This window comes from Wolbachia endosymbiont of Ceratosolen solmsi (assembly GCF_017869155.1).
In the GTDB taxonomy this organism is placed as follows: domain Bacteria; phylum Pseudomonadota; class Alphaproteobacteria; order Rickettsiales; family Anaplasmataceae; genus Wolbachia; species Wolbachia pipientis.
On sequence record NZ_CP054598.1, the window covers coordinates 1,145,168 to 1,168,066 of the forward strand.

General features: G+C 34.4%; 17 protein-coding genes and 2 pseudogenes. 7 read left to right on the forward strand and 12 right to left on the reverse strand.

The window, feature by feature from the left end:
* Positions 1-223 precede the first annotated feature (223 nt).
* Genes HUB95_RS05585 through rseP form a run of 5 tightly spaced genes read right to left on the reverse strand, consistent with a single transcriptional unit; the run spans position 224 to position 7,603 of the window.
* Entirely contained in the window at positions 224-3,106 is a 2,883-nt protein-coding gene (locus HUB95_RS05585; RefSeq protein ID WP_209452397.1) for an FAD-dependent oxidoreductase, read from the reverse strand.
* A 45-nt stretch (positions 3,107-3,151) separates the two neighbouring features.
* Entirely contained in the window at positions 3,152-3,583 is a 432-nt protein-coding gene (gene fabZ / locus HUB95_RS05590; RefSeq protein ID WP_006279640.1) for a 3-hydroxyacyl-ACP dehydratase FabZ, read from the reverse strand.
* A 4-nt stretch (positions 3,584-3,587) separates the two neighbouring features.
* Positions 3,588-4,139 carry an OmpH family outer membrane protein gene (locus tag HUB95_RS05595; RefSeq protein ID WP_077188197.1) on the reverse strand — a complete coding sequence of 184 codons (552 nt, stop codon included), beginning with the start codon at positions 4,137-4,139 and terminating at the stop codon, positions 3,588-3,590.
* Positions 4,140-6,476, reverse strand: a complete 2,337-nt coding sequence (gene bamA / locus HUB95_RS05600) for an outer membrane protein assembly factor BamA (RefSeq protein WP_209452398.1) — start codon at positions 6,474-6,476, stop codon at positions 4,140-4,142. It lies immediately after the preceding gene.
* An 8-nt stretch (positions 6,477-6,484) separates the two neighbouring features.
* Positions 6,485-7,603: an RIP metalloprotease RseP gene (gene rseP, locus HUB95_RS05605; RefSeq protein WP_197907272.1), complete on the reverse strand. Its 1,119-nt coding sequence runs from the start codon at positions 7,601-7,603 to the stop codon at positions 6,485-6,487.
* Between the two features lie 99 nt (positions 7,604-7,702).
* Here rseP and HUB95_RS05610 point away from each other — a divergent pair, with 99 nt between their 5' ends.
* Positions 7,703-7,981, forward strand: a complete 279-nt coding sequence (locus tag HUB95_RS05610; protein ID WP_006279484.1) for an FAD assembly factor SdhE — start codon at positions 7,703-7,705, stop codon at positions 7,979-7,981.
* Here the strand turns inward: HUB95_RS05610 and HUB95_RS05615 are convergent.
* The 3 genes from HUB95_RS05615 to HUB95_RS05625 all read right to left on the reverse strand — a co-directional run bounded on the left by HUB95_RS05615 (position 7,956) and on the right by HUB95_RS05625 (position 10,315).
* Positions 7,956-8,282, reverse strand: coding sequence for a cell division protein ZapA (locus HUB95_RS05615; RefSeq protein WP_010082086.1), 327 nt, complete (start codon positions 8,280-8,282; stop codon positions 7,956-7,958). The genes HUB95_RS05610 and HUB95_RS05615 overlap by 26 nt on opposite strands.
* Positions 8,283-8,354: 72 nt before the next feature.
* Complete coding sequence (locus tag HUB95_RS05620) at positions 8,355-8,633, reverse strand: HU family DNA-binding protein (RefSeq protein ID WP_010963035.1); 279 nt, start codon at positions 8,631-8,633, stop codon at positions 8,355-8,357.
* Between the two features lie 29 nt (positions 8,634-8,662).
* A complete protein-coding gene (locus HUB95_RS05625) occupies positions 8,663-10,315 on the reverse strand; it encodes a 30S ribosomal protein S1 (protein ID WP_209452399.1) in 1,653 nt (550 codons plus the stop codon).
* A 139-nt stretch (positions 10,316-10,454) separates the two neighbouring features.
* Between HUB95_RS05625 and trmB the strand changes: the two genes are divergently transcribed.
* The gene (gene trmB / locus HUB95_RS05630) at positions 10,455-11,120 is read left to right on the forward strand and encodes a tRNA (guanosine(46)-N7)-methyltransferase TrmB (protein WP_012673367.1); all 666 of its coding nucleotides are present in this window, start codon (positions 10,455-10,457) and stop codon (positions 11,118-11,120) included.
* Positions 11,121-11,593: 473 nt separating this feature from the next.
* On the opposite strand, the gene HUB95_RS05635 is transcribed toward trmB, so the two are convergent.
* Entirely contained in the window at positions 11,594-12,241 is a 648-nt protein-coding gene (locus HUB95_RS05635) for a heme exporter protein CcmB (RefSeq protein ID WP_015589376.1), read from the reverse strand.
* A 106-nt stretch (positions 12,242-12,347) separates the two neighbouring features.
* Between HUB95_RS05635 and HUB95_RS05640 the strand changes: the two genes are divergently transcribed.
* Together HUB95_RS05640 and HUB95_RS05645 are read left to right on the forward strand one after the other, a co-directional pair.
* Positions 12,348-12,740, forward strand: coding sequence for a TraR/DksA family transcriptional regulator (locus HUB95_RS05640; protein WP_010963040.1), 393 nt, complete (start codon positions 12,348-12,350; stop codon positions 12,738-12,740).
* Between the two features lie 295 nt (positions 12,741-13,035).
* Positions 13,036-14,177 (forward strand): annotated as a pseudogene (locus tag HUB95_RS05645) (transposase).
* 141 nt (positions 14,178-14,318) lie between these two features.
* Here HUB95_RS05645 and putA read toward each other — a convergent pair.
* From putA to secB, 3 genes are all read right to left on the reverse strand, one after another.
* Entirely contained in the window at positions 14,319-17,459 is a 3,141-nt protein-coding gene (putA, locus tag HUB95_RS05650; protein WP_209452400.1) for a bifunctional proline dehydrogenase/L-glutamate gamma-semialdehyde dehydrogenase PutA, read from the reverse strand.
* 133 nt (positions 17,460-17,592) lie between these two features.
* Entirely contained in the window at positions 17,593-20,178 is a 2,586-nt protein-coding gene (acnA, locus tag HUB95_RS05655) for an aconitate hydratase AcnA (protein WP_141456811.1), read from the reverse strand.
* A 14-nt stretch (positions 20,179-20,192) separates the two neighbouring features.
* Positions 20,193-20,696: a protein-export chaperone SecB gene (gene secB / locus HUB95_RS05660; RefSeq protein ID WP_006279761.1), complete on the reverse strand. Its 504-nt coding sequence runs from the start codon at positions 20,694-20,696 to the stop codon at positions 20,193-20,195.
* 164 nt (positions 20,697-20,860) lie between these two features.
* Here secB and HUB95_RS05665 point away from each other — a divergent pair, with 164 nt between their 5' ends.
* The 3 genes and pseudogenes from HUB95_RS05665 to HUB95_RS05675 all read left to right on the forward strand — a co-directional run bounded on the left by HUB95_RS05665 (position 20,861) and on the right by HUB95_RS05675 (position 22,872).
* Entirely contained in the window at positions 20,861-21,511 is a 651-nt protein-coding gene (locus HUB95_RS05665) for a Tim44/TimA family putative adaptor protein (protein ID WP_015588838.1), read from the forward strand.
* A gap of 14 nt (positions 21,512-21,525) precedes the next feature.
* Complete coding sequence (gene dnaQ / locus HUB95_RS05670; RefSeq protein WP_015588837.1) at positions 21,526-22,221, forward strand: DNA polymerase III subunit epsilon; 696 nt, start codon at positions 21,526-21,528, stop codon at positions 22,219-22,221.
* Between the two features lie 44 nt (positions 22,222-22,265).
* Positions 22,266-22,872 (forward strand): annotated as a pseudogene (locus HUB95_RS05675) (SCO family protein).
* Positions 22,873-22,899 lie beyond the last annotated feature (27 nt).

The window sequence follows — 22,899 nt, forward strand, 5'->3', positions numbered from 1 at the left end:
TTATCATATAATTATATCAGAGTTTAGAGGGTTATAGAGAAACCGGTCAGATTAGGTTTTTAATCTAATCTGACCGATAGCTTTAATAGTGAGGTAAGCTTTAATATAGCACTCCTAATTCATAACGCTACACTCGTGCATAATTTATTTTTAATTTGTGCACGAGCGTTAGTAAATTATTTACTTTTTGAAATAAAATTTGACATCACTTTAATATTGAGACTTAGTAAACCTCAGTAGGTCTGCCAGTTGGGCCCATAAGAATTATTTGCTCGCCTTCTCTTAAGTGTCTGCATAAATTAGTGGAGCCGCCGATTTCCAGCACAATAGTGGAAATAATTCCTTTTTTTTTGTCTACTTCAGTGCCGGTTACGGCTATACCTTCCATAGCAAGGTTTGTATTATTGGCTTTTCTGCCATTGGTTTCAAAATTTTGCAATCTAAAGAATTGCCCAGGCTTAAAATTCTTTGCCGCAAGTGGTGCTTTGATCACTATTTCCACAACTTTGTCTGTTAAATATTGAACTTTTATAACCTTTGCAGTGAATTGCTCTTTGATTCTATTAAATAATTCTTTATTAGCCAGGTCTTCAACACTTGGCCACGCATTTTTTTTCTGGCCCACAACATCACACACTGGAATGACAGAAACGAAGCTATTAACTCTATTCAAAAGCTGGGAAATAATAGGGTAGCCGTTCTTAGCACTTGCCATAGCTTTCACAACGCTGCCGCTATACGAAGGATGAAGATCACCAAAAAAGCTGATTGTTTTATTGCCTTGCTTATACACTAATATTCTATCTTTATTTTGCATTTTTGGAGAAAATATTGGATCTATTTCTTTTCCCAATGAATTCAATTGAGTAAAATACCCATTACTTAATTTAAAATGCTTTTTATCTTCTGTTGCAATAACTGTATTTGGCTCAGTACCTGCTGCTATAAAAATAGAACGTGCTTTTATACGTTTGATTTCGCCGGATTTTGTGTCTATCAGTTTTATTAATTCAGCATGGTTATATTTATCCGTCACAACTTCAACTGGCTCTAAGTTTTCAATAAAGTAAATCCCTTCTGATAATGCGTTTTGCACCTCTTCGCTATTTAATCGATAACTTGGTGAATCTTTTAGCTCTTTTCTATATATAACTTTCACTCCCCCGAGGCTCTGCATTAACTCTAATATTTTTATTTCTCTATTCTCTTTTTTTGCTAACTTTTGCTTTTCTCGGATCAATTGTGCGTGCGATATAAACTCATTCGCAATTTCGCGCTCTTCTTCTGTCCAATCTTTTTCAACACAGTCCTTTCCATACTTATCAACTAATATCTCATAACGAAGAAGAAATTTTTCTACTTGAATTGGATAATACGCTAAAGCTTCAGTGGCAGTGTCAATCGCAGTAAGCCCCGCACCTATGACAACTATCGGCATACGAACTTGCAGATTTGCTATAGAATCGAATTTAAGAGCGCCAGTCAGTTGTAACGACATCAGAAAATCAGATGCCATGCGTACTCCACGAGCTAGTATGTTTTTTATTTTGATCATTCGTGGCTTACCAGAGCCAAGTGCTAGGGCGATGTGATCAAAACCCAAGTTGAACGCGTCATCAGCATTAATCGTGCCACCAAAACGAATGCCTCCATAAAGTACGAAATTCTCACGTCTTTCCAGCAGTAATCTAATAATCTTTAAGTAATTCTTATCCCACCGAGAAGTAATACCATATTCTGCCACCCCACCAAACCCTCCTGCCATGCGTTCACTCAATTTTTCGTGTTTGAAATCTTTAATTAGCTGGAAATTATCGATCAAAGGCTCAATTTTTAGTCCATCAATGGCAATAACGTTATGCCCATCATTCAACAAATGATGAGCTAAATTAAAACCAGCAGGACCAAGGCCTACAACTAGAACGTTTTTTCCAGTGTTTCCTCTTGGCAATGAACGCTGAAAATTTAAAGGATTCCAACGGCTGAGCAGAGAATATATTTCAAATCCGTACGGTAAACTGAGCACATCATCCAGAATCCTTGTTTCAATTGCTGGCACATTTACGGGTTCTTGTTTTTGATATATGCACGAATTCATGCAGTCATTGCATATTCTGTGCCCAGTGGCTGCGCATAATGGGTTATCTATCATCACAATTGCAAGACTTGCTATGCTGTACCCTTCGCTTTTCACCAGATTCATTTCTGATATTTTCTGCTCTAGTGGGCAGCCGTGCAGTTCAACTTTTAGTGGAGATTGTTTAAAAGTATTGTCGTTATTAATTAGCCCCTTTGAGCAGCTGTCCTTACTTTGCTTATGACAAAATATGCAGTAGTGAGCATTATCTAGTGCTTTATTCAAACTCACCTTTTTGTTTGTTAGATCAAAACCGTATCGTCTTTTTACTTCATTTGAATACAGCACTTCAACTTTGTCCACTTCTTTTTTAGAAAATGGTATGAGGTTTTCGTGGTCGATTTTTTTATGAATACTGAATAATATACTCTGTTTATTTTTTACTCTCCACACTGCATATTGTGCTGCAAGTTCTATTTCTTCTTTGTGATTTTCTTTATCTTCAAACCAATGCATCACCTGCTCAGCAAAATTTTTTTCTGTTGTTGGCAAAGTGAGAAAATGACTTAGTTTGTTAGTAATATCTATATTCGCCACATTAGTGTATTTCTTCAATGCATAGCGTTGGACAAATAACCTTTTGCATTTATATATTACAGCAAAGTCGTTGTGCTTTTTCTTTAGCTCCTCTATTTCTTTTTCAACATTGAAAAGTTTTGCAATAAATTCATCAAGTAAATATGAGAGGTCTACTATTAACTGACTATCTGTCATCCAAGTAGCTGACCGTCCTTCTTGTTTTCTAGATCCCAGTGTCAAGCACTGGGATGACGGGGGGTGACACTGGGATGATGGGAGGTGACACTGGGATGACATCGAAGAAGAAGCTGCTTTTTCTCTTGCTTCAATTAATGAACAAAACAAGCTCTCATCACATGATTTGATATAATTCAAAAATGTCTCATCTAATTTTATTAATCCATTGCGAGTATATAGATTCGAAAATGAGATTTTGAAATTCAGCTTCATTGCTATACTATACAGTGTACATGCTGTTTCTTACAGATGAAGATTTTATTTATTTTGCAATACTGCTGAGATTGTTGCTTCTGCAACTTTTTCTTCGCTAACAGATGCAATACACCTAAATTTGTGTACACCTAAACACACACTTTGAATGTTAGCTTGAAGAATCAATGTGTCCCCTGGAGTAACTGGCTTTCTGAATTTTGCATTTTCAATGGATCTCAAGTAAACAACTTTATTTTCTATTGTTTCTTTACCTAGAACACATATAGCAGATGCCTGAGCTAGAGATTCAATTATCAAGACTCCTGGCATTATCGGATGACCAGGGAAGTGGCCAATAAAAAATGGCTCATTGAAAGTCACATTTTTGATTGCTTTTATACTTTTACCAGGATCACACTCTATAACTCTATCTACTAAGAGAAACGGATAAGAATGTGGTAATATTTTTATAATATCACTGATATTAAATTGCATAAGCCTACTCAATGCCTTTCAAAGCAAATTCAGGTATTTTCTTGTTTATATTGTTTAATACCACATCTGATAAATCAACTTCATCCATGGAGTATAAAACTTGGTTCTTTTTTGAAATAAATAGTACCAAATCTATGTTGTTTTTTTCTGCCGTTTTTTTAGCGACTTCTTTTATCTTGTTAAAAACACTCTCTACTGCGTCTCTATAGCTTTCTTCTAAATGTAACATTTTTTTAGCGTAATTATCTCTAGTATTTACAGTGTGCTTATTAAACTGTTCTGTCTTTTCTTTTTTTGCTTCTTCTGACAAAAGTTCAAATTCTTCTTTTGATGGCTTAAGTTTTTCTAACTCACTTTCAAATTCTTGTTGTAATCTAGAATTCTGCTCCTTTATTTGTTGTTGTATGTTTTGCAGAGCAAGAGATTCATTGATAACTTTATCACTATCAATAATGGCAGCCTTTGTGTTCTGAGGTTGATATCCTACAAACTTATACCCCACAAATAAGGAAATAATTAAGGCAATAACTGATATAAATAACTGTATATATTTCATTCAAATCCCCGCTTCAATAGAAAATTTAACATTTGGTGATGGTATTATATCATAAGATTCCTTTACTAAAGGAAACCCGAAATCCAATCTAAGTCTACCAAAAGGAGAAAGCATTGAAAAGCCAAAACCTGGTGACACTCTCACAAGCTTGCTATCATAGTATTTCCCTTCATACTTCTTATTTTTATCATCTAAGCCAAAAAGTGTCGCATAGTCAACAAATAGTGAGCCTTTGATACCAGCATAGTCATATAGTTTTGGTAGAGGAAAATCCACTTGCTGTGTTAGATTAAAATAAGTTTTGCCTCCTAATGAGCTTTTATTTTTGTCTTCTGCTCTTGGTCCAATACCGGAAAGGTCAAACCCTCTAATCTCATTACCCCCTTTAAAAAAGTGCTGGCCAATGTTTAGATTTTCATCAGTATAAGAAAAAATATGACCTGCCGCCATCTTAAAGCGTAGAGTTATATCATCGTCAATTTTGCTTAATATAGGGTGCGTATAAAAAGATAAGAATTCAGATTTTAGGAAATTCACGTTTCCTCCCAATCCTGAAATATCCTGACTTAAGCGCAGTAAATACCCTTCTTTTGGAGTATAGAGGTTATCCAGTTTATTATGTGCCAACGTGTATCCCACTGATGAAATCTGATGTTCACCTTTTCGGTCCAGTATTATTTCAGAGATATCGGTGTCTTGTCCACCCTTATTATCCATGTGTATATGATTATACTTATAAGAATAGCGAAGGGAATTAGTTAAGTTCTCTGTGACTTTATATGATAACTTTGTAAAAAATCCCATATCGCAACTATCAAAAGCAGTGTTTGGCTTATCTTGTTTTTCGTAAAATACGTCTACACCTAGTGACGTATCAGAATCATTAAAATTATTTTCAACAAACTCTAAATCAGTAGAAAATACGTATTGACTTTTTTCAAGAGCAAAAGAGAGCTCTTTTCCAGTACCAAATAAATTACGGTCTTTGAGGTCAATTTTAATCAATGCTCCACCAGGAAGAGACACACCGCCTCCCAAATACAACGAAGTAGTGTTTTTTTCTTTAACATTTAAGTCAAGATTTACTGTATTGTCATTAACTGCGTAACTATTTACTTTCACTGTTTCAAAAAAATCACTACTCATTAGTTTTTTACGTGACTTTTGAATCTCAGATATATTGTACGCATCACCTTCTGCTACACTTAGCTTACTTCTGATCACTTTATCTAAAGTGCGATCGTTACCATCAATTGTAATTTGATTTATATAAATCTTTTTACCCGGCAGCACTCTGTAGGTTACATCTACAACGTTGTCACGTTGTGCATACTCTGGATTAACTTTTGCAAATATATATCCTTTTTCATTTAAATATTTGTTTATTTTTTCTACTGTATTATTAATTTTAACTCTATTAAATATCTTATCGTTTTCCTCTGTTATAAAATCCAATATTTCTTCTTTTAGGCTCAAATCCTGAATTTCAGTTTCAATATTAACCTCATTATTTCCAAACAAATACTGCTGTCCTTCGTCAATCAAAAAAGTTAACTCTGTTTGATTGTTATTATCAACCTCAACAATTGGTTGAATATTATTTTGAATATATCCCTTAGACGAATAAAAACGATCGAGCAATTCTGTGTTAATCAATAGATATTGCGGTGAATAATGATTTTCGCCTTTAAAAATGGCTCTAAATAACTTACTAAATATGTCATTACTATGTCTTTTAATAACTTGCTCTAGCTCATTTTCAGAAAAGTTTTTATTGCCTATAAATCTTATATCCTTAATTTTAGAGGTTTTGCCTTCTTTTATTTTGAAAATTAGATTGACCCTATTACTATCGAGCTTCTCCAACTCATATTCAATTTTAACGCCAACCTTACCGTTATTTCTATAAGTAGTGATTAAATTCATTAAATCGTTTTGCAATTTTGTTTCAGTGAAAATAGTTAGCGATTTTGACTGAATCACGTTATTTAGTAACTCTTTGCTATTAAATAACTTATTACCCTTTAATATTATCTTGTTAATTAGTGGATTTTCTTGAATTTTTATTACCAAATTTTTTTTATCATCTATGTAAGCATTAACACTAGCAAATAACTTTGTTTTATATAGATCTTTTATAATTGAGTCTATATCATCGTCGTTTATATAATCACCAGATTTTAGTTTTATATAGAACCCTATTGTCTGGTTGCTTACCCTCTCATTACCAATACATTTGACATCTTTCACCTGCACTTTTTCCGCAGTTCCTAAAGCAACAAGCAGGGCAGGAAAAGAAATAAAAACCACTACCAGTATATAAAATAGCTTTTTCATATTTTATTTCAAAAAAGATCCCTAATATCATTTGACATTCCAGTTGCCATAAGCAAAAACAACACTAAAGCACCAAAAATAGCTGCATATTTTTGACATTTCAAGCTTAAATCCCTACGTATAACCGCTTCTATGATATAATGAAATAAATGCCCACCATCTAGCAGTGGTATTGGCAGCAAGTTAATTGCAGCTAAATTAGCTGAAATGATTGCCATAAAATATAGAACCATAATAAATCCCTTTTTAGCTGATTGTCCTGAATATTTTGCAATTTTTATTGGTCCACCTATTTCATTGATACTCCTTTTACCAACAATAATGTGAAAGAGAGCTTTGATCGTTAAGCACATAGTGTGGTAAGTTTCACTTACTGATAAGCTCACAGCCCCAAGAAAAGACGACTGCTTTAATGTATTGACTGAAATAATCCCTATAGTTTCTCTTTCTATTGTGTTGCCAAAAACGTCTTTGTCCTTGATTATTAATGGAGTTAAACTGGTCCTGTGCTTCTCATTATTTCTGCTATACTCAATCTCCATTCTTGTTTTAGGATTCGACATTATCACACGTGAAATATCTTCAAAGTATTTTATTTTATGCTCATTGATTTGTGTAATAGTGTCACCTGGCAACAAACCAGCTTGCTTAGCTACACTACCTTCGATTACATTTTCAATCACCGGTGGAGTGCGATAATAACCTGCTATGCTAAAGAATATTGTAAAAGCTATAACAGCAAATACCATGTTTGCAAAAGGCCCTGCAAAAACTACTGCTGCTTTTTTATGACGCGGTTTTGTGTGAAATGAATACAATTTTTCTTCTTCCGTTAATTCTTGTTGATCAGCTGGGACACTCGCTGCATTAGTATCTCCTAGCATTTTAACATAACCACCCAATGGAACAGCGCTTAATTTCCATCTAGTTCCAGACTTATCGTTAAAACCAAAAATTTCAGGACCAAAACCTATGGAAAAAGATTCAACTTTAACTTTGCATGCTTTGGCAACAACATAATGCCCATATTCATGCACGAATACTATGACAGAAATTATTAAAGAAAATGATAAAAAATAATATATTCCATCGCTAAATTGATGGATAAGATTAGAAATTAATTCCACCTGTATATTTAGATCTTAACAAAATGTTAAGTATATTAAAATGCGCCTCGCTTGACAAGTATTTAGTTTAACTTTTAAATTAAAAAAAGTTTAATTGTAATGACAGATACCTCACTACTCAGAAGAAAATTAATATATAGAAGCTGGCATAGGGGTTGCAAAGAAACCGATATACTTTTAGGGCATTTCGCATTGAAATATCTTGATAAATTTTCCTTAAGCGAACTAATCGAATACGAAAAAATAGTTGATCTTGATGATTACGAATTATATTGTTACATAACTCGTAAGACAAACCTCCCTCCTGGCTTGAATAGTCAGATAGTCAATTTAATTGCTTGCTTTATTGAAGCTAATCCTTTATGCACTCAAGATTAGTGATAATCTTATTTACCTTATCTAGTACCTCAGTATATTCTATTCTTTTCTCGTTTCTATACTTTTCGCGCTCTTGATTTACTTCATCTAATCGCTTTGTTAATTCTAAAATTTTATCCTCAAGAATTAGTGCTGCAAGTAAGAAATTTAATGCATCCGAACCCTTACCTCCAGTTTTTTGAGATACAGAACTAACTAACTTGTCAAAACTATTAGCAAGGCGTAATAAATGATTCCCCTTCCCACTTTCGCAAGATATTTTATATGTGTTATTACGTATAACTATTTCTACTACTTGCATATGGTGCTAAAAATTTCTATCGTACAGTATAAACTCAAACCCCTACTTTCATCTTATTTATGGTATAAATTTTTATTCATTTATCAAATCAGATAATTTTTTACTGCTACGAAAATATGTTTTAAAGTATTGATTCTTTGTAAACTTCTGTAACATTAAATGGCTTGTTTCTTTCAAGTTATAACTTCTAACTGAAAAAGAACCAAACCCCCTAATTTCAACTCTATTATGATGTTTCAATGTGCTTGAAAGTATCCCAAAAAATCTATCAACTATAGCTGCTATAACAATCTTATCTAAAAAAGGATGTCTTTTTGCTACCCTCGCTATTATATCAGACTTTGTTGCCATTTATATGAAGCCAAAATAAGTAAACCTTATCACTTAGCAGATAATGCTATGTTATATTCTTCAACACCCAATACTTCAACTTCTATTTTTTCTGATATAGAGAATTTTTTATTCTCTGGTAAATGCTCTTGATCTATTAGAAGGGTTACATCGTTCTCAACTTCAACGACTAGTCCATTATCTTCTCTCTTACCTACAATAACCTGTATTTTATCACCTACCTTAACTTTCTTTATCAGTTCTTCAAGAGGATCATACTCTATTTGTTTTATTCCAAGATAAGTTCTTGCCCGATTCACGTTAGCCCTTATTACTTTTGCTTCTATTTTATCACCTACATTATACTTCTTTATCTCATCTGAACCATTTTTAGACCAACTAAAATCTTTCACATATATTGTCCCTTCTACGTTCTCATCTATTTCAGAATCACCGAAAGCAACAGATACATATGAGCCGGTATTATTCTTCACTTCACCAGAAACAATAGAACCAGGAGGATATTTATTGATAAATACTTGCCAAGGGTTGTCTACACACCTTTTCATGCTTAAACTCATCCTACTCTTAGCAATGTCAATACTGAGAATTTTTACATATACTTCTTGTCCCATTGTTACGAGACTACTAACTGGTAAATTACTCTTAACCCAAGTTATTTCTGACGAGTGCACTAAACCTTCAATTCCAGGTCTAAGCTCAACAAATAATCCATAATCTTCTATGCTTGTTACATAACCCTTATTCACACTATCAACTGGATATTTTGACTCTGCATCTTGCCAAGGGCTATCTTCTAGCTGCTTCACACCCAAGGAAATTTTAGCATTTTCCTTATCTATTTTTATAATTTTAACTTTTATAGTCTGACCACAAGTAAAAACTGCAGACGGATGACTTACCCTACTCCAAGAGATATCTGTAATATGTAACAATCCATCTATAACTCCCACTACATCTGATTCATGAATACCGACAAATACACCGTAATGAGTGATACTTTTTATTTTCCCTTCTATTATATCGCCTTCATTTAAAGATTCTAAAAATTTAATTTTTTCACCAGCGTGCAATTTTTCTAACACCAGCTTTCTTGATACTACAATATTGCCCTGCTTCTTATCCATTTTAAGCACGATGAACTTTTGTTCAGTTTCAATAAGGTGCTTCGCATCTTTTACTTGCTTCAAATCCACATGACTCAGCGGTAAAAAAGCGCTTATTCCGTCACCAAGATCAACAATAAAGCCACATTTAATTGAGCGTTTAATAACTCCGCTTACTTCAGCCCTTGTAACTGTATCTTCTTCCAACTTATTCCATTTTTCGTCCCTAATTGCTTTTTCACGACTAAGAACAACATTACCATGATAATCTTCAATTCTTTCCACATAAACTCTGATTTTCGAGCCAATAATGACCTCATCATTACAACCGAGTTCCTTGATCAGAATTCTCCCGTCAGATTTTAAACCAATATCAACCACAACGTCGTTAGGGTTTATTCTTGTAATTACACCTTCTACCACATCTCCTTCTTTAATTTTGTTAACAAAAGAATCTTCAAACAAGGTATTATCTTGATCCTCAAATTGGCCTTGACATATCTCTTCTATAAATTTGTTTGATGATAGCTTTCTGATAGTAACCGGTAGATTTACGACTGGATTATTATTATTCATACCTTTAACTTAAACTTTATTAGAACTCATATATTATATAATATTAACAATTATTGACAAGTAATTTTTCATTAACTCATTTCGAGAATTGTTTAAGCTATATAAAATATAGTGAGAAAATTATATATGTATCAAGAATATGCTATTTAAGAATAGCAAGTGGATTAGATCGTTCTCCAGAAGGTCCAGGCTAAAACCTGATGTTGATGAAATATTGGAAAAATATTCTATTCAAAACAGCAAGGAATCTATAGAGAAAATTGTAAATTCACAAAAAAGAATATGGGTAGAAATAGGCTTTGGCAACGGTGAAAATATGCTTTACCAGGTGCTCAATGAACCTGATCTATTATTTATAGGATGTGAGCCCTACTTAAAGGGGGTTTCTCGCTTGCTGACAAACATAGAAATACAGAACATAAAAAATATTTTAATGTGGACAGAAGATGCAAGAGAATTGATTGCAAATTTTCCTGATAACAGTGTTGAAAGATTCTTTATTCTCTTTCCAGATCCATGGCCAAAAAGAAGTCACAATAAAAGACGATTAATTAATACGGAATTTTTAAATTTATTAGCAAAAAAAATACTTATAACAGGGGAAATATTCATTGCAACCGATCATCAGGACTATGCAGAGTGGATAGCATCACATATAAAGCAGTGTAACTCTTTAATCTATAGGGAAGACGATTTCACAAGTTATACTCTTACAAAATACCACAGAAGAGCGCTCAAAGATCAGCGTAAAGTGAGGTTCTTTAAAGTAAGTGTTATTAATAATTTGCAGACTATGGATCAATAGAGTTTTTGCATATCTCTTTTACGTTAACTATAGATTAAAAATAATAAAAAAAGAGGGAGAAATAGAGTAAATTCCTTTAACTACTTCTCCTTATGAAGGAATAGACTTCTTGCATAACCCAAACTAAGTAGAAAAAAGGTATCATCCAAGTAGCCCCTTTCTCGTCATGCCGCTGCGAATCGTCATACCGCCGCGGCGCTAACACGTAGCGGGATGATGAGGCTTATCGTCATGCCACCGCGAACCGTCATACCGTCACGGTATCTCTTAGCCGCTAACAAGTAGCGGGATGACGGTTGTCAGGTTAGCTGTTATCCCAGTTTTTGACACTGGGATGACAACGAAGGGCTACTTGGATGACAGGGAAGGATGCTGAAATGAAGGTTTTTCAAATTGTCGATAAACCTAAATCTATAATAACTATTTGCCTTTTTTCTAGGTTATGCAAGAAGTCTACTGAATAACAGGATTTTTCAATCCTGTTCCACAGCAAATTTTAGTGCCATGTGAGTAGTTACAGTGCTGTTAACAATCAAAATAACAAAAACTAAGATGGTGATTAGTAGTGTATAAATATTCAAGGATAAATTTTCAAATTGAGTTAGCATTTTAAAATACACAAAGGTTGGCATTATCATTGGCAAAACAAGAATTTGCGATACTCCTGATGCTAAGTTGTTTTGACCAATCATCAATGCATTTCCAGTAGCTGAAATATTAGTGATTATCAGCGTATTAAATAATAAAGACACTCCAACTGCTATTGAGTGTTCAATACTATTGCCTAGAATTGCAAAGCTGAATATGGAAGAAATTACTGAAATCGGTAACCCAAATAATAACCAGTGAGCGAAAATTTTATAAGCAACTATAAGCCTAGAAGAGAGTGGCTGTACAAAGATTTGCTCTAATATTCCATCATGATAATCAGATGTAAACAAATTATTTGTAGAAATCTGCAAAACAAATGTAGCACATATCCATGTTAATGTTAACATAACTTCTTGTTTATTGTTGTTTTTAAGTGTAAATGAAGATAAACTTAACATTATGATAAAAATACATACTATATAGGTAAAGTTCTTATCATCTATTACTAATTTTTTTACTGAGTCGATCATACTAGGCTTTTAAATGTTTATTATAAATTATAGTGTTTACTTTGAGGTAGTATAATTTTTTGTTCATAAATTATATAGGTTTTATTATTTTTTTGATAATGCAATTATGGAAAAGTTACCAAAAATAAAGTCACCAGAAGATTACACTCCTTCAGAAGATGAAGAATATATGAGCGTAAAACAACTGGAATACTTCAGCTTAAAGTTACAATCAATACTCGCTGAGTTAGAGAAACAAGAACTAGAAGATAATAGTATTGATACATACTATTCTGATGAAGATAGTGGAAACGAGGAATTAATCAAGCGTCGAAAAGATAGAAAAGAAAAAATTAAGGAGGCGTTAGAAAAAATAAAATTAGGCACTTATGGTTACTGCGATGGAACAGGAGAAGAAATAGGAGTCGAAAGACTTAAAGCTAATCCGCTTGCTATATATTGTATTGAAGAGCAAGAGAGAGTAGAAAAAGAAAAGAACGTGTACAACATTAACGATTAATTTACACATAAGTGGTGAGCCCATTGGACTTCAAGAGGAGCAAGAGGCGCTGAAGTATGTTATGCTATAAAGAAAGTGGAAAATTGGACATTCTCAACTTGACTCCTGCAGATTAAAATTAAGTTGTATCCGTTCAGGCAATGGCGTCAACTTAAGGAAAAATATCAGCGATAGTGTATAAAATTTCTCTCTAAATTTTTTATCATTAAATTATCCAAAGAGTGCAAGGGACAGCACTTTTGTTTCTGTTTTATTTCAACAAAGAAGTCTAAAATGTGTCCTTTTTAGGTGAAATATGCAAAAAGGAAAAAACCTTATTCTACAAATTAAAAATATAATATACTCGAAAACTTTTCAGAAAATCCATTGTGTTGAGTTTTACACGAACAAGAAAACTTCCTTTTTCGACAGTATTTTCTATGATTTTAAAGTTAGTTAAAAAAAGTTTGGGAATAGAATGTGAACTTATGGAGCCATTGACATGTACCCTCAAAGCAAGCTTTTTCTAAAGCAAGGTATAAGATTTGCCATACAGGCTTTCAAGAATTTAAGCATCCAAACAGCCTATCAGGATGAACCTGAGTTGGAGAGGCTATAGACTTATTGCAGCAGATGGTTCTGGTATGAGATTACCCAGCTCTGGGGAAATTGTATCCGAGTTTGAACCAAATGGAACAACAGGCACCATTGGCAATTTGTTTGTTGATTTGTGTACTTCGCTAATTTGTAGTGCTCGTCTTGCAGCTTGGAATATAGGTGAACAAACGTTGGCGGCAGAGCAATTACCCGAAGTTATCACTCAAATGCGTTTATTAAATCAAGAGAAATTATTATTTATCTATGATCGTCTTCAGTAAAATTCATTCAGCAGCATTATGATTTGGAAGTAGATTTTATTTTTCGCTTGCAAAAAAGAAATTATAGTAAGCTATGGGAACGCTGGCGAATTAGATTTTGATTTTATATTAGAAAATGAAAAGCTAAAAAATAAAATGAAAGGACAGAAAGTAAGAGTTATAGTGCTGACATTAGCCAACTGAGAAACAGAGTTTGACCGAGACTTTGGAGCAAAGCTTATGTGTTAAGGTGGCACATAGAGGAGTGCTATAAACGACTCAAAGTAGGAGCAGAGTTAGAGAATTTTTCTGGAGAGGCTGTATTACAAGAATTTTGGGCAAACTTGGTCATGTGCAATATATTATCGCTTCATATGTGTGATGCACAAGGGCCTTGGAACCCAGATCAAATTACTGAGTATCGTTTAAATTTTTCAGTTTTATTTGGTGTAATGAGGCAGAAACTCTATCAGGTACTTATTGCGCCAAAAAACTTTCAAGCCCTTTTTAAGTATACGCGCTAAAGTTAAAATCCGACCGGGACAGCCGCAATAAAGTAGATAAGCCTAAACGCCATCATGTCTTTAGGAGAGTTTGCTAATGAAAGTTCTTAAGTTGACGCCATTGGCTGAACGGATACGATTTATTTAAGTGCATGAGCTGGTCCTTTTCGGATTTTAGCGCTGTGTACATAACTGCACGAACGTCTAGTTTAGGGGTAAGAAAAATTAGGGCCCGCAAATTAATCCAAACACATAAGTGTAGTGTTACCACCAAATGCTGTAGTGTTAACACTTACAACTTTTTCTGTAGAAAAACGCTGTAAATAATGAGGACCACCAGCTTTTGGCCCAGTGCCAGATAGTCCTCTACCACCAAATGGTTGTATCCCAACTGCTGCACCTATCTGGTTACGGTTGATGTAGACATTTCCAACTGATATTTTTTTACTTATAGTGTCAATTTGACTTTGTATACGACTCTGCAAAGAAAACGTAAGCCCATATCCAGTACTATTTATATCACTTATAACTTCATTTAATTGTGACTTGTTAAAACGTATGATATGTAAAATAGGACCAAATACTTCTTGCTTTAATTGCGAAATTTTTTGTATCTCATAAATATATGGAGGAAAGAAATAACCATTATGAGAATTTGTATCCATGGGTACTTTAAATAACAGATTTGAATCTTTATCCTCTGACATTTTTTGCGTATGTTGAGTGAGCATATCGATAGATGCTTTATCAATTATTGGACCAATATCAGTACTAAGTTGTATTGGGTCACCAATCTTGAGTTCTTGCGCTGCACCGCATATCATTTTTATCTGCTTCTCTGCTATGTCCTCTTGAATAAACAGCACTCTAAGCGCAGAACAGCGTTGACCAGCGCTGCGAAACGCAGAAAGCAAAACATCCGTAGTCACTTGCTCTAAGAGAGCAGAGCTATCAACAATCATAGCATTTAATCCGCCAGTTTCAGCAATAAATGGCACAATAGGACCATCCCTATTTGCAAGCATTCTATTAATTATTTGAGCGGTTTGTGTTGAACCAGTAAAAGCTACACCGGAAATTCTATTGTCTGGAACTAATATTTTGCCTAAATATCCACCATCCCCAGGAATGAGGTGCAACACATTTTTTGATATCCCAGCTTCATGTAGTATCTTAACAGCTTCATAGGCAATAATCGGCGTTTGCTCTGCCGGTTTTGCCAGCACTGCATTACCTGCTACAAGTGCAGCTGAAACCTGCCCAATGAAGATAGCGAGCGGAAAATTCCACGGTGATATGCATAAGAAAACTCCTCTGCCTTCAAAAAAGATGAAGTTATCTTCACCTGTTGGCCCTGGCAATTTTCTCCAGTCGCTCAGTTCATTTTTTGCTATCGTTGCGTAGTAACGTAAGAAATCCACTGCCTCTCTTACTTCCGCTATTGCATCAGATAAAATTTTTCCTGCTTCTACGATCAGAATGTAAATCAACTCTTTCATCCTTTCTTCAAGCAAATCTGCAGCTTTTTCAAGGCATTTAGCGCGCTCTACTGCTGAAACATTCTGCCATTCAGTAAAAGCATTATGTGCTATTTCAAGAGCGTTTAAAGCTTGAACACTTGTTGTATTTGACACTTCTCCAATTACATTTTCTAAATGTGCAGGATTCACTACTTCGATAAATTCAGCACTATCAAATAGTGCTTTTCCATCAATTATTGGTCCAACTTGCCACTTTTTTTCACTAAAACCCTTTATATCATCTGCAAATTGTGAGACTATCACAGAATCACTAATATCCATTCCCAAAGAATTTTTTCTTTCTGGTCCCAAAATATCTTGTGGTAATGGAATGCCTGGATGAGGCTCATAATTAAAATTTATAGCTTTTTCCAGTGGATCTGAAATTAACTCATCGATTTTAACGTTAGGATCACTTATTTGATTAACAAACGAACTATTAGCTCCATTTTCAAGAAGACGTCTTATAAGATAAGGCAACAAGTCACTATGTTCCCCAACGGGTGCGTAGACACGACAGCTAACATTTGTTGCAAGCTCTGACATTGCATAATCATATAAGTCTTTTGCCATTCCATGTAAGCGTTGAAATTCAAATCCAGGGTGGTTTTTATCAGCAAGTTCCATGATAGAAGCAAAAGTATAGACGTTATGAGTTCCAAAGCATGGGTAAAAGCTGTTTGGTTTACTCAAAAGTTTCTGTGCGCACACGAGGTAAGATACGTCAGTATAGCTTTTTCTTGTAAATACTGAGTAATCATTTAATCCCAATTCTTGCGTACGCTTGATTTCTGAATCCCAATATGCACCTTTTACAAGCCTCAACATAATTTTGTGCTTTGATCGGATAGCAACATCTTCAACAAAGTCAAGAACAGATAAAGCGCTCTTTTGATATGCTTGCACAGCCAAGCCAAGCCCTTCCCACTCAGAAAGTGATTCATCAAGCCGTAATTGTTCAAACAAGATTAAGGAAATTTCAAGCCTTTCTGATTCTTCTGCATCTATGCATAATGAAATGTTGTATTTTTTTGCCTCGCGGCAGAGCTCTAAAACCTTAGTGAATATCTCACCAGCAATTCGGTCAAATTGGCTGAATTCATAACATGGGTGTAAAGCAGAAAGTTTGATTGAAATTCCATGGGATTTAAAACAATCATTTATTTCAGTGGATTCACCTATAGCTTTTATTGAATGCATATATGAATTAAAATACTCTTCTGCATCCTCAGCTGTGTGAGCAGCTTCACCAAGCATATCAAAAGAGTATAAAAACTTACTATTGTCATCTAGTTTTGCGTACCTTAAAGCTTCTTCTATGGTTTCTCCAACAACAAAATGATTACCAAGCATAGACATTGCTTGTTTTACTGCTTTGCGAATGATCGGTTCTCCTAAATTCTTAAGTAACTTAGAAATTGCGTAATAGAACTTCGAATCGCCTTCATTGTCTCTCAATATACTGCTACCTATCATTAAACTCCACGTGGAAGCATTGACGAACAATGAAGAAGAATATCCTAAATATTTACTCCATTCTTGATTGGCAATTTTATCTTTGATTAGCTCGTCTATTGTATAATCATCTGGTATTCTAAGTAGCGATTCAGCAAGGCACATCAATGCTATTCCTTCATCATTGGAAAGCAAGTATTGCTGCATAAAGGAATCTACAATACTTAATTTATTGTGTTTGATTTTTTCAATAACTTGTTTTGCAATATTATAAATTCTATTTTTTGAATCAGCCGAAAGCTCTGCTTTTTCTACAAGATAACGTATATAACTCTTTTCATCAGTACGATAAAATCCTTGTAAACGTTTTCTCAATTCGTTAGGTTCTTGTATAGAGCTTATCATATATAATTATCTCCAAAAAATACTCCGACACCATATGTATGGTGAAATTATATCATAACTTTGCGCAGAGCAAATTGCTATTTACAAAGGATCAGGGCTGGCTAAAAGAAGTCCATGCAATAACTTCACTAAATCAAAAAGATTGTGCAAGTATGTAGCTCAACACTCCACCACACATCAAGTATTTAGTCTCAGTTGCGGTTTGTACACAGCATTTGAGTTGAATTGATTGCTTTGAATTATCCTTTCTTTTGATGATGCATTCTAGATTTCCACCTGGCACTATTTCACCTTTTATGCTTATTACCTCGCTACCATCAAATATCTTTCTGGTTATTCCATTTTGGAATATAAGTGGAAGAACACCCATGCCGACCAAGTTGGACCTATGTATACGCTCAAAGCTTTCTGCAATGACAACTTTAACCCCCAACAATAAAGTACCCTTTGCTGCCCAATCCCTACTTGAACCTGTGCCATACTCCTTTCCTGCCACAATGATGAGAGCTTCCTTGTAGCGCATTGCTGCATCAAAAATCGACATAGTTTCTTGAGAAGGAATATATTTTGTATAGCCGCCTTCGATGCTTACCATTTCATTTTTTATTCTAATGTTAGCAAAAGTCCCACGCATCATTACATTGTGGTTACCACGACGAGACCCATACGAATTAAAGTCCTGTGGCTCAATTCCAAGATTTTTTAAATATATACCTGCAGGACTACTTGAGGCAATATTTCCAGCAGGGGAAATGTGGTCAGTGGTTACGCTATCGCCAAACATTGCCAATATTTGTGCACCTTTTATATCGATTTTATTATTTTTAGGTGATAAATTATCAAAATAGGGCGGATTTTGTATGTAAGTGCTATTTGCATCCCAATTATAGATTTCACTTTTTTCACACTTTATCTTTCGCCAATGTTCATCACCAGAAAAAACATCCTTATACTTTTGTATGAACATCTCACGTGTTACCACACTTTTAACACAATCTTCGATTTCATTGTTTGTTGGCCATATATCTTTGAGATAGACATCATTTCCATTCTTATCTTTGCATATTGAATCTTTTGTCAGATCAATTTGCACAGTACCAGCAAGTGCATATGCAACAACAAGTGGCGGAGATGCCAAGTAATTAGCTTTGACTAACGGATGAATTCTTCCTTCAAAGTTACGATTACCAGATAAAACTGCAGCAACGGTTAAGTTTTTGTTTTTAATGCCATCTTCTATATCTTTATTAAGTGGACCAGAATTCCCAATGCAAGTTGTGCAACCATATCCAACTAAATTAAAGCCCAGAGCATTTAGATCTACCTGCAATCCAGACTTTTCTAAATATTCTGTTACAACTTGTGACCCTGGAGCAAGAGAAGTTTTAACCCAAGGCTTTGATTTTAATCCAAGTTTAATTGCATTACGAGCTACAAGACCTGCAGCAATCATCACACTTGGATTTGAGGTATTAGTGCAGCTTGTTATTGCTGCAATAACTACACTTCCATCTTGGAGTTTATCGTTTTCCTTTGACTCATTAACTGAAAATGATTTAGAAAAAGACTCTGCCACTTGTGAAAGAAAAACTTTATCTTGTGGTCTTTTGGGACCAGCCATTACTGGCTTCACGCTTGATAAATCAAGTTCTAGTGTGTCAAAAAATGCTAACTCATTATTGCTACGCCACAGTCCTTGCTCTTTCGCATAAGCCTCAACTAGCTTAATCAGCTTTTCTGGCCTTCCGGTTAAGCTTAAATAATCTAGCGTTTTTTGATCAATTGGAAAAAATCCACAAGTTGCGCCATACTCCGGGGCCATGTTTGCTATAGTGGCTCTATCTGCCAAAGATAAATAATCTAAACCATCACCATAAAATTCTACAAACTTACCAACAACGCCTTTTGTTCTTAGGATATTGGTAACCGTCAGCACTAAATCGGTCGCAGTTACTCCTTCCGACAATCTGCCAATTAATTTAAATCCAACTACTTCTGGAATCACCATACTAATTGGTTGACCAAGCATCACAGACTCAGCTTCTATGCCTCCAACACCCCAACCAAGGACTGATAACCCGTTAATCATTGTAGTATGGCTGTCAGTACCAACTAAAGTATCAGGATATATGACTCCATCATTATTACACACAACTTGCGCTAAATATTCAAGATTCACTTGGTGGCAAATCCCTGTGCCAGGCGGCACTACTCTAAAATTTGTGAAGGACGATTCTCCCCACTTTAAAAATTGATATCTCTCCAAATTTCTTTTTACTTCTAACTCAACATTCTTACTGAATGCGGAAACACTTCCATAACTATCTACTTGAACAGAATGGTCAATCACAAGATCAACCGGTACAGAAGGATTTATGTTGCTCGGGCTTCCTCCATTTTTCTTGACATAACTCCGCATTGAAGCTAAATCAACAACAGCAGGAACCCCTGTAAAATCTTGCATCAACACCCTTGCTGGTTTATAGCTAATTTCGTGATTAGTGTGTTTATTAACGCAGTCTGCTAGTACTCTTATGTCATCCAGCTTTACGTTTACTCCATCTTCATTACGCAATAAATTTTCAAGCAGCACCTTAAGTGAGCAGGGCAATTTAGTTACATCTGTCCCTAAAAATTCACTAGCACTACTTAGGCTAAAATAGTTGTATGACTTCCCGTCAATGTTTAAAGTCGTTTTTGCGTTTAAAGAATTGTTCATCCTATCACACTATATTAGTTAAAATTGGAATTACTACCGTTACTTTTTTGTTGTTGACCTTGCTGCTCATACATAGTTTCAAAATCTATAGGATCTAGCATCAGTGGGGGAAATCCACCACTACTTGTAACTCTTGCAATTATTTCTCTTGCAAAAGGGAAAAGAAAAGTAGGTCCGCCAATAAACAAAGCTTGTCTTACCTCTTCCTCACTCAACTCTTTTAAATTTTCTATTGAAAAAATGCCACAATATTTCGTCTCACAAATGAAAGCTACACCATCTTTTATGCCTTCATCTTTTACCGTTGCTTTGACTTCTATATGCAAAGTAATTTCATGAAAAGATTTTTCTTCATTCACTTCTTCTTTGTTTTTCGTCCCTTCTAATTTTGCTGAATTGATATTAACCATTACATTAATATCTGGAGCTTTACTAGAAGAAAGGAATGGCGAATTCGGATTCTCAAATGATAGATCTTTAACATATTGACCGTGAATTCTCATTTTTTGTTGTGGCATTTCTTACGTCTCCTTTAATTAAGTTGAGATATTTAATACTTTCTTATATAATATATTCATTTACAAACGAATAGCAAACCTGATTATAAGTTGATATGAAAAACATATTTTCATTAATAATTAATAATGTTCGGATACTTTATATGCCAAGGAGTTGAGTTACTATGATAGAGCTTGTAATATATGCTTTATTAGCGGCGTTCATTTTTTCACGTTTGTATAATTCTTTAGGAAGGTCAGCCAACCTCAACCTAAAAAAGCTAACTAATGTATTGGATGTAAGCCGAAGTAGAGAAGATGTAGTAGAAAACATTGAGGGTTACATTGATAGCAATGATGAAAATTCAATAAAATTTACTTATAAACAAATATTAAAAAAAAACAAAGATTTTTCTATTTCCCACTTTATAGAAGGTTCAAGCATAGCTTTTGAATTAATAATAAAATGTTTCAATCAAGGAAATTTGTCTCAGTTAAAACCACTTCTCGATAAAGACTTATATGATAATTTTGCAGAGAAGATTAAACATCGTAAAGAGGTGCACGAGTCTATAATTGTTTCTATTGTTTCACAAAAGATTTTAGAAATAAAGCTAGTAAAAAACGCAGTGTTTATTGCAGTATATTTCCTTTCAGAGCAAATTAACTTCGTTAAGAATAATAAAGGGGATATCATATCAGGTAGTACATCCACCATTAATAAAGTTGAGGATGTATGGCAATTCAAAAAAAATGTTAATTCATCAGACCCAAGCTGGTTGCTTGTTTCTATTCACTATAAAAAGACAAGTAACGATAAGACAAATGACAAGTAAGATGAGTTTTTGAAATGGAAAGCAAGCTACGCGAAATAGTACTTGACACTGAAACGACAGGTCTTGACACTGAATCTGGTCATCGAATTATTGAAATAGGGTGTGTGGAATTAATTAACCGCATTCCAACAGGTAAAGTATTCCATCGGTACCTTAACCCAGAAAGAGATATACCTTATCACTCGTTTAAGATTCACGGTATTAGTGAAGAATTTTTAGAAGATAAACCATTATTTTCAAATGTTGCACTTGAATTTCTTGACTTTATATCTAATGATATTTTGGTAATTCACAACGCTGAATTCGATGTTAAGTTCCTTAACATGGAGCTAAGCAAGCTGAATGCTGGGTTAATTTCCTCAGATAGAGTGCTAGATACATTACCTCTTGCGAGGAAAAAATTCGCAGGATCACCTGCTTCTTTGAATGCATTATGTAAGCGTTTTGATATATCGCTAGAGAATAGAGAATTGCACGGAGCACTAGTTGATGCTCAATTGCTTGCAAAGGTATATGTTGAACTTACAGGAGGGTTACAAACCTTTCTGTTTGATAATCAATGCAATCAGGACAGTAACTCTACATTCGTTCAGCATAAAGTGCGTAATCTAACTCCCAGAGAACATTCACCAAATAGTGAAGAAATTGATGAACATAAGAAACTGTTAGACAAAATTAACAATACACTTTGGAATAAATATATTGAATAGGTCAACTAATAAAGATACAATTTAATTTTACTGAGAGCACCCTAATGGTAAGGTTTATAAGATTGTTATCTAATGTGCTAGCAGCATTAGCAGTTGTTTTTAGGTTATTGTTATTTCACTAAAAAAGGCATATTTGCCCCAGCAGCGATTCACAACGCAGAAGTTAAGATAGGCGGAGATTTTTCTTTAATTAATCAGGACGGACAGATCCTGCGCAGTAGTGATTTTAAAGATAAATACATGATGATTTTCTTTGGGTTTTCCTCATGCAAAAGAATTTGCCCTATGAACCTTGGGATAATTTCAGAAACACTTGCAAGGTTAGATGAGAAAACTAACAACAAGCTACAAACATTTTTTATCACAGTTGATCCTGAGCGCGATAGCACGGAAAGACTTAAAGAATTTCAGCAGCAATTTGACCACAGAATACAAATGTTAACTGGTGAAAGAGAAAAAATAGACGAAGTAATTGCAAAGTATAAAGTATATGCTAGCAAAGTTGGTGGAGAAGAAGAAATCAACCATTCTTCAATAATGTACCTTATTGGCCCTGGAGGAAAATATGTTACACACTTTGCAGCTGATTTAAATTCAGACGAAAGTCAATCTGATAAGATTTTGGCTGAGATCAGAAAATACGTAAACTGAATTATAGATTTTTCTGTTAATTAGTCG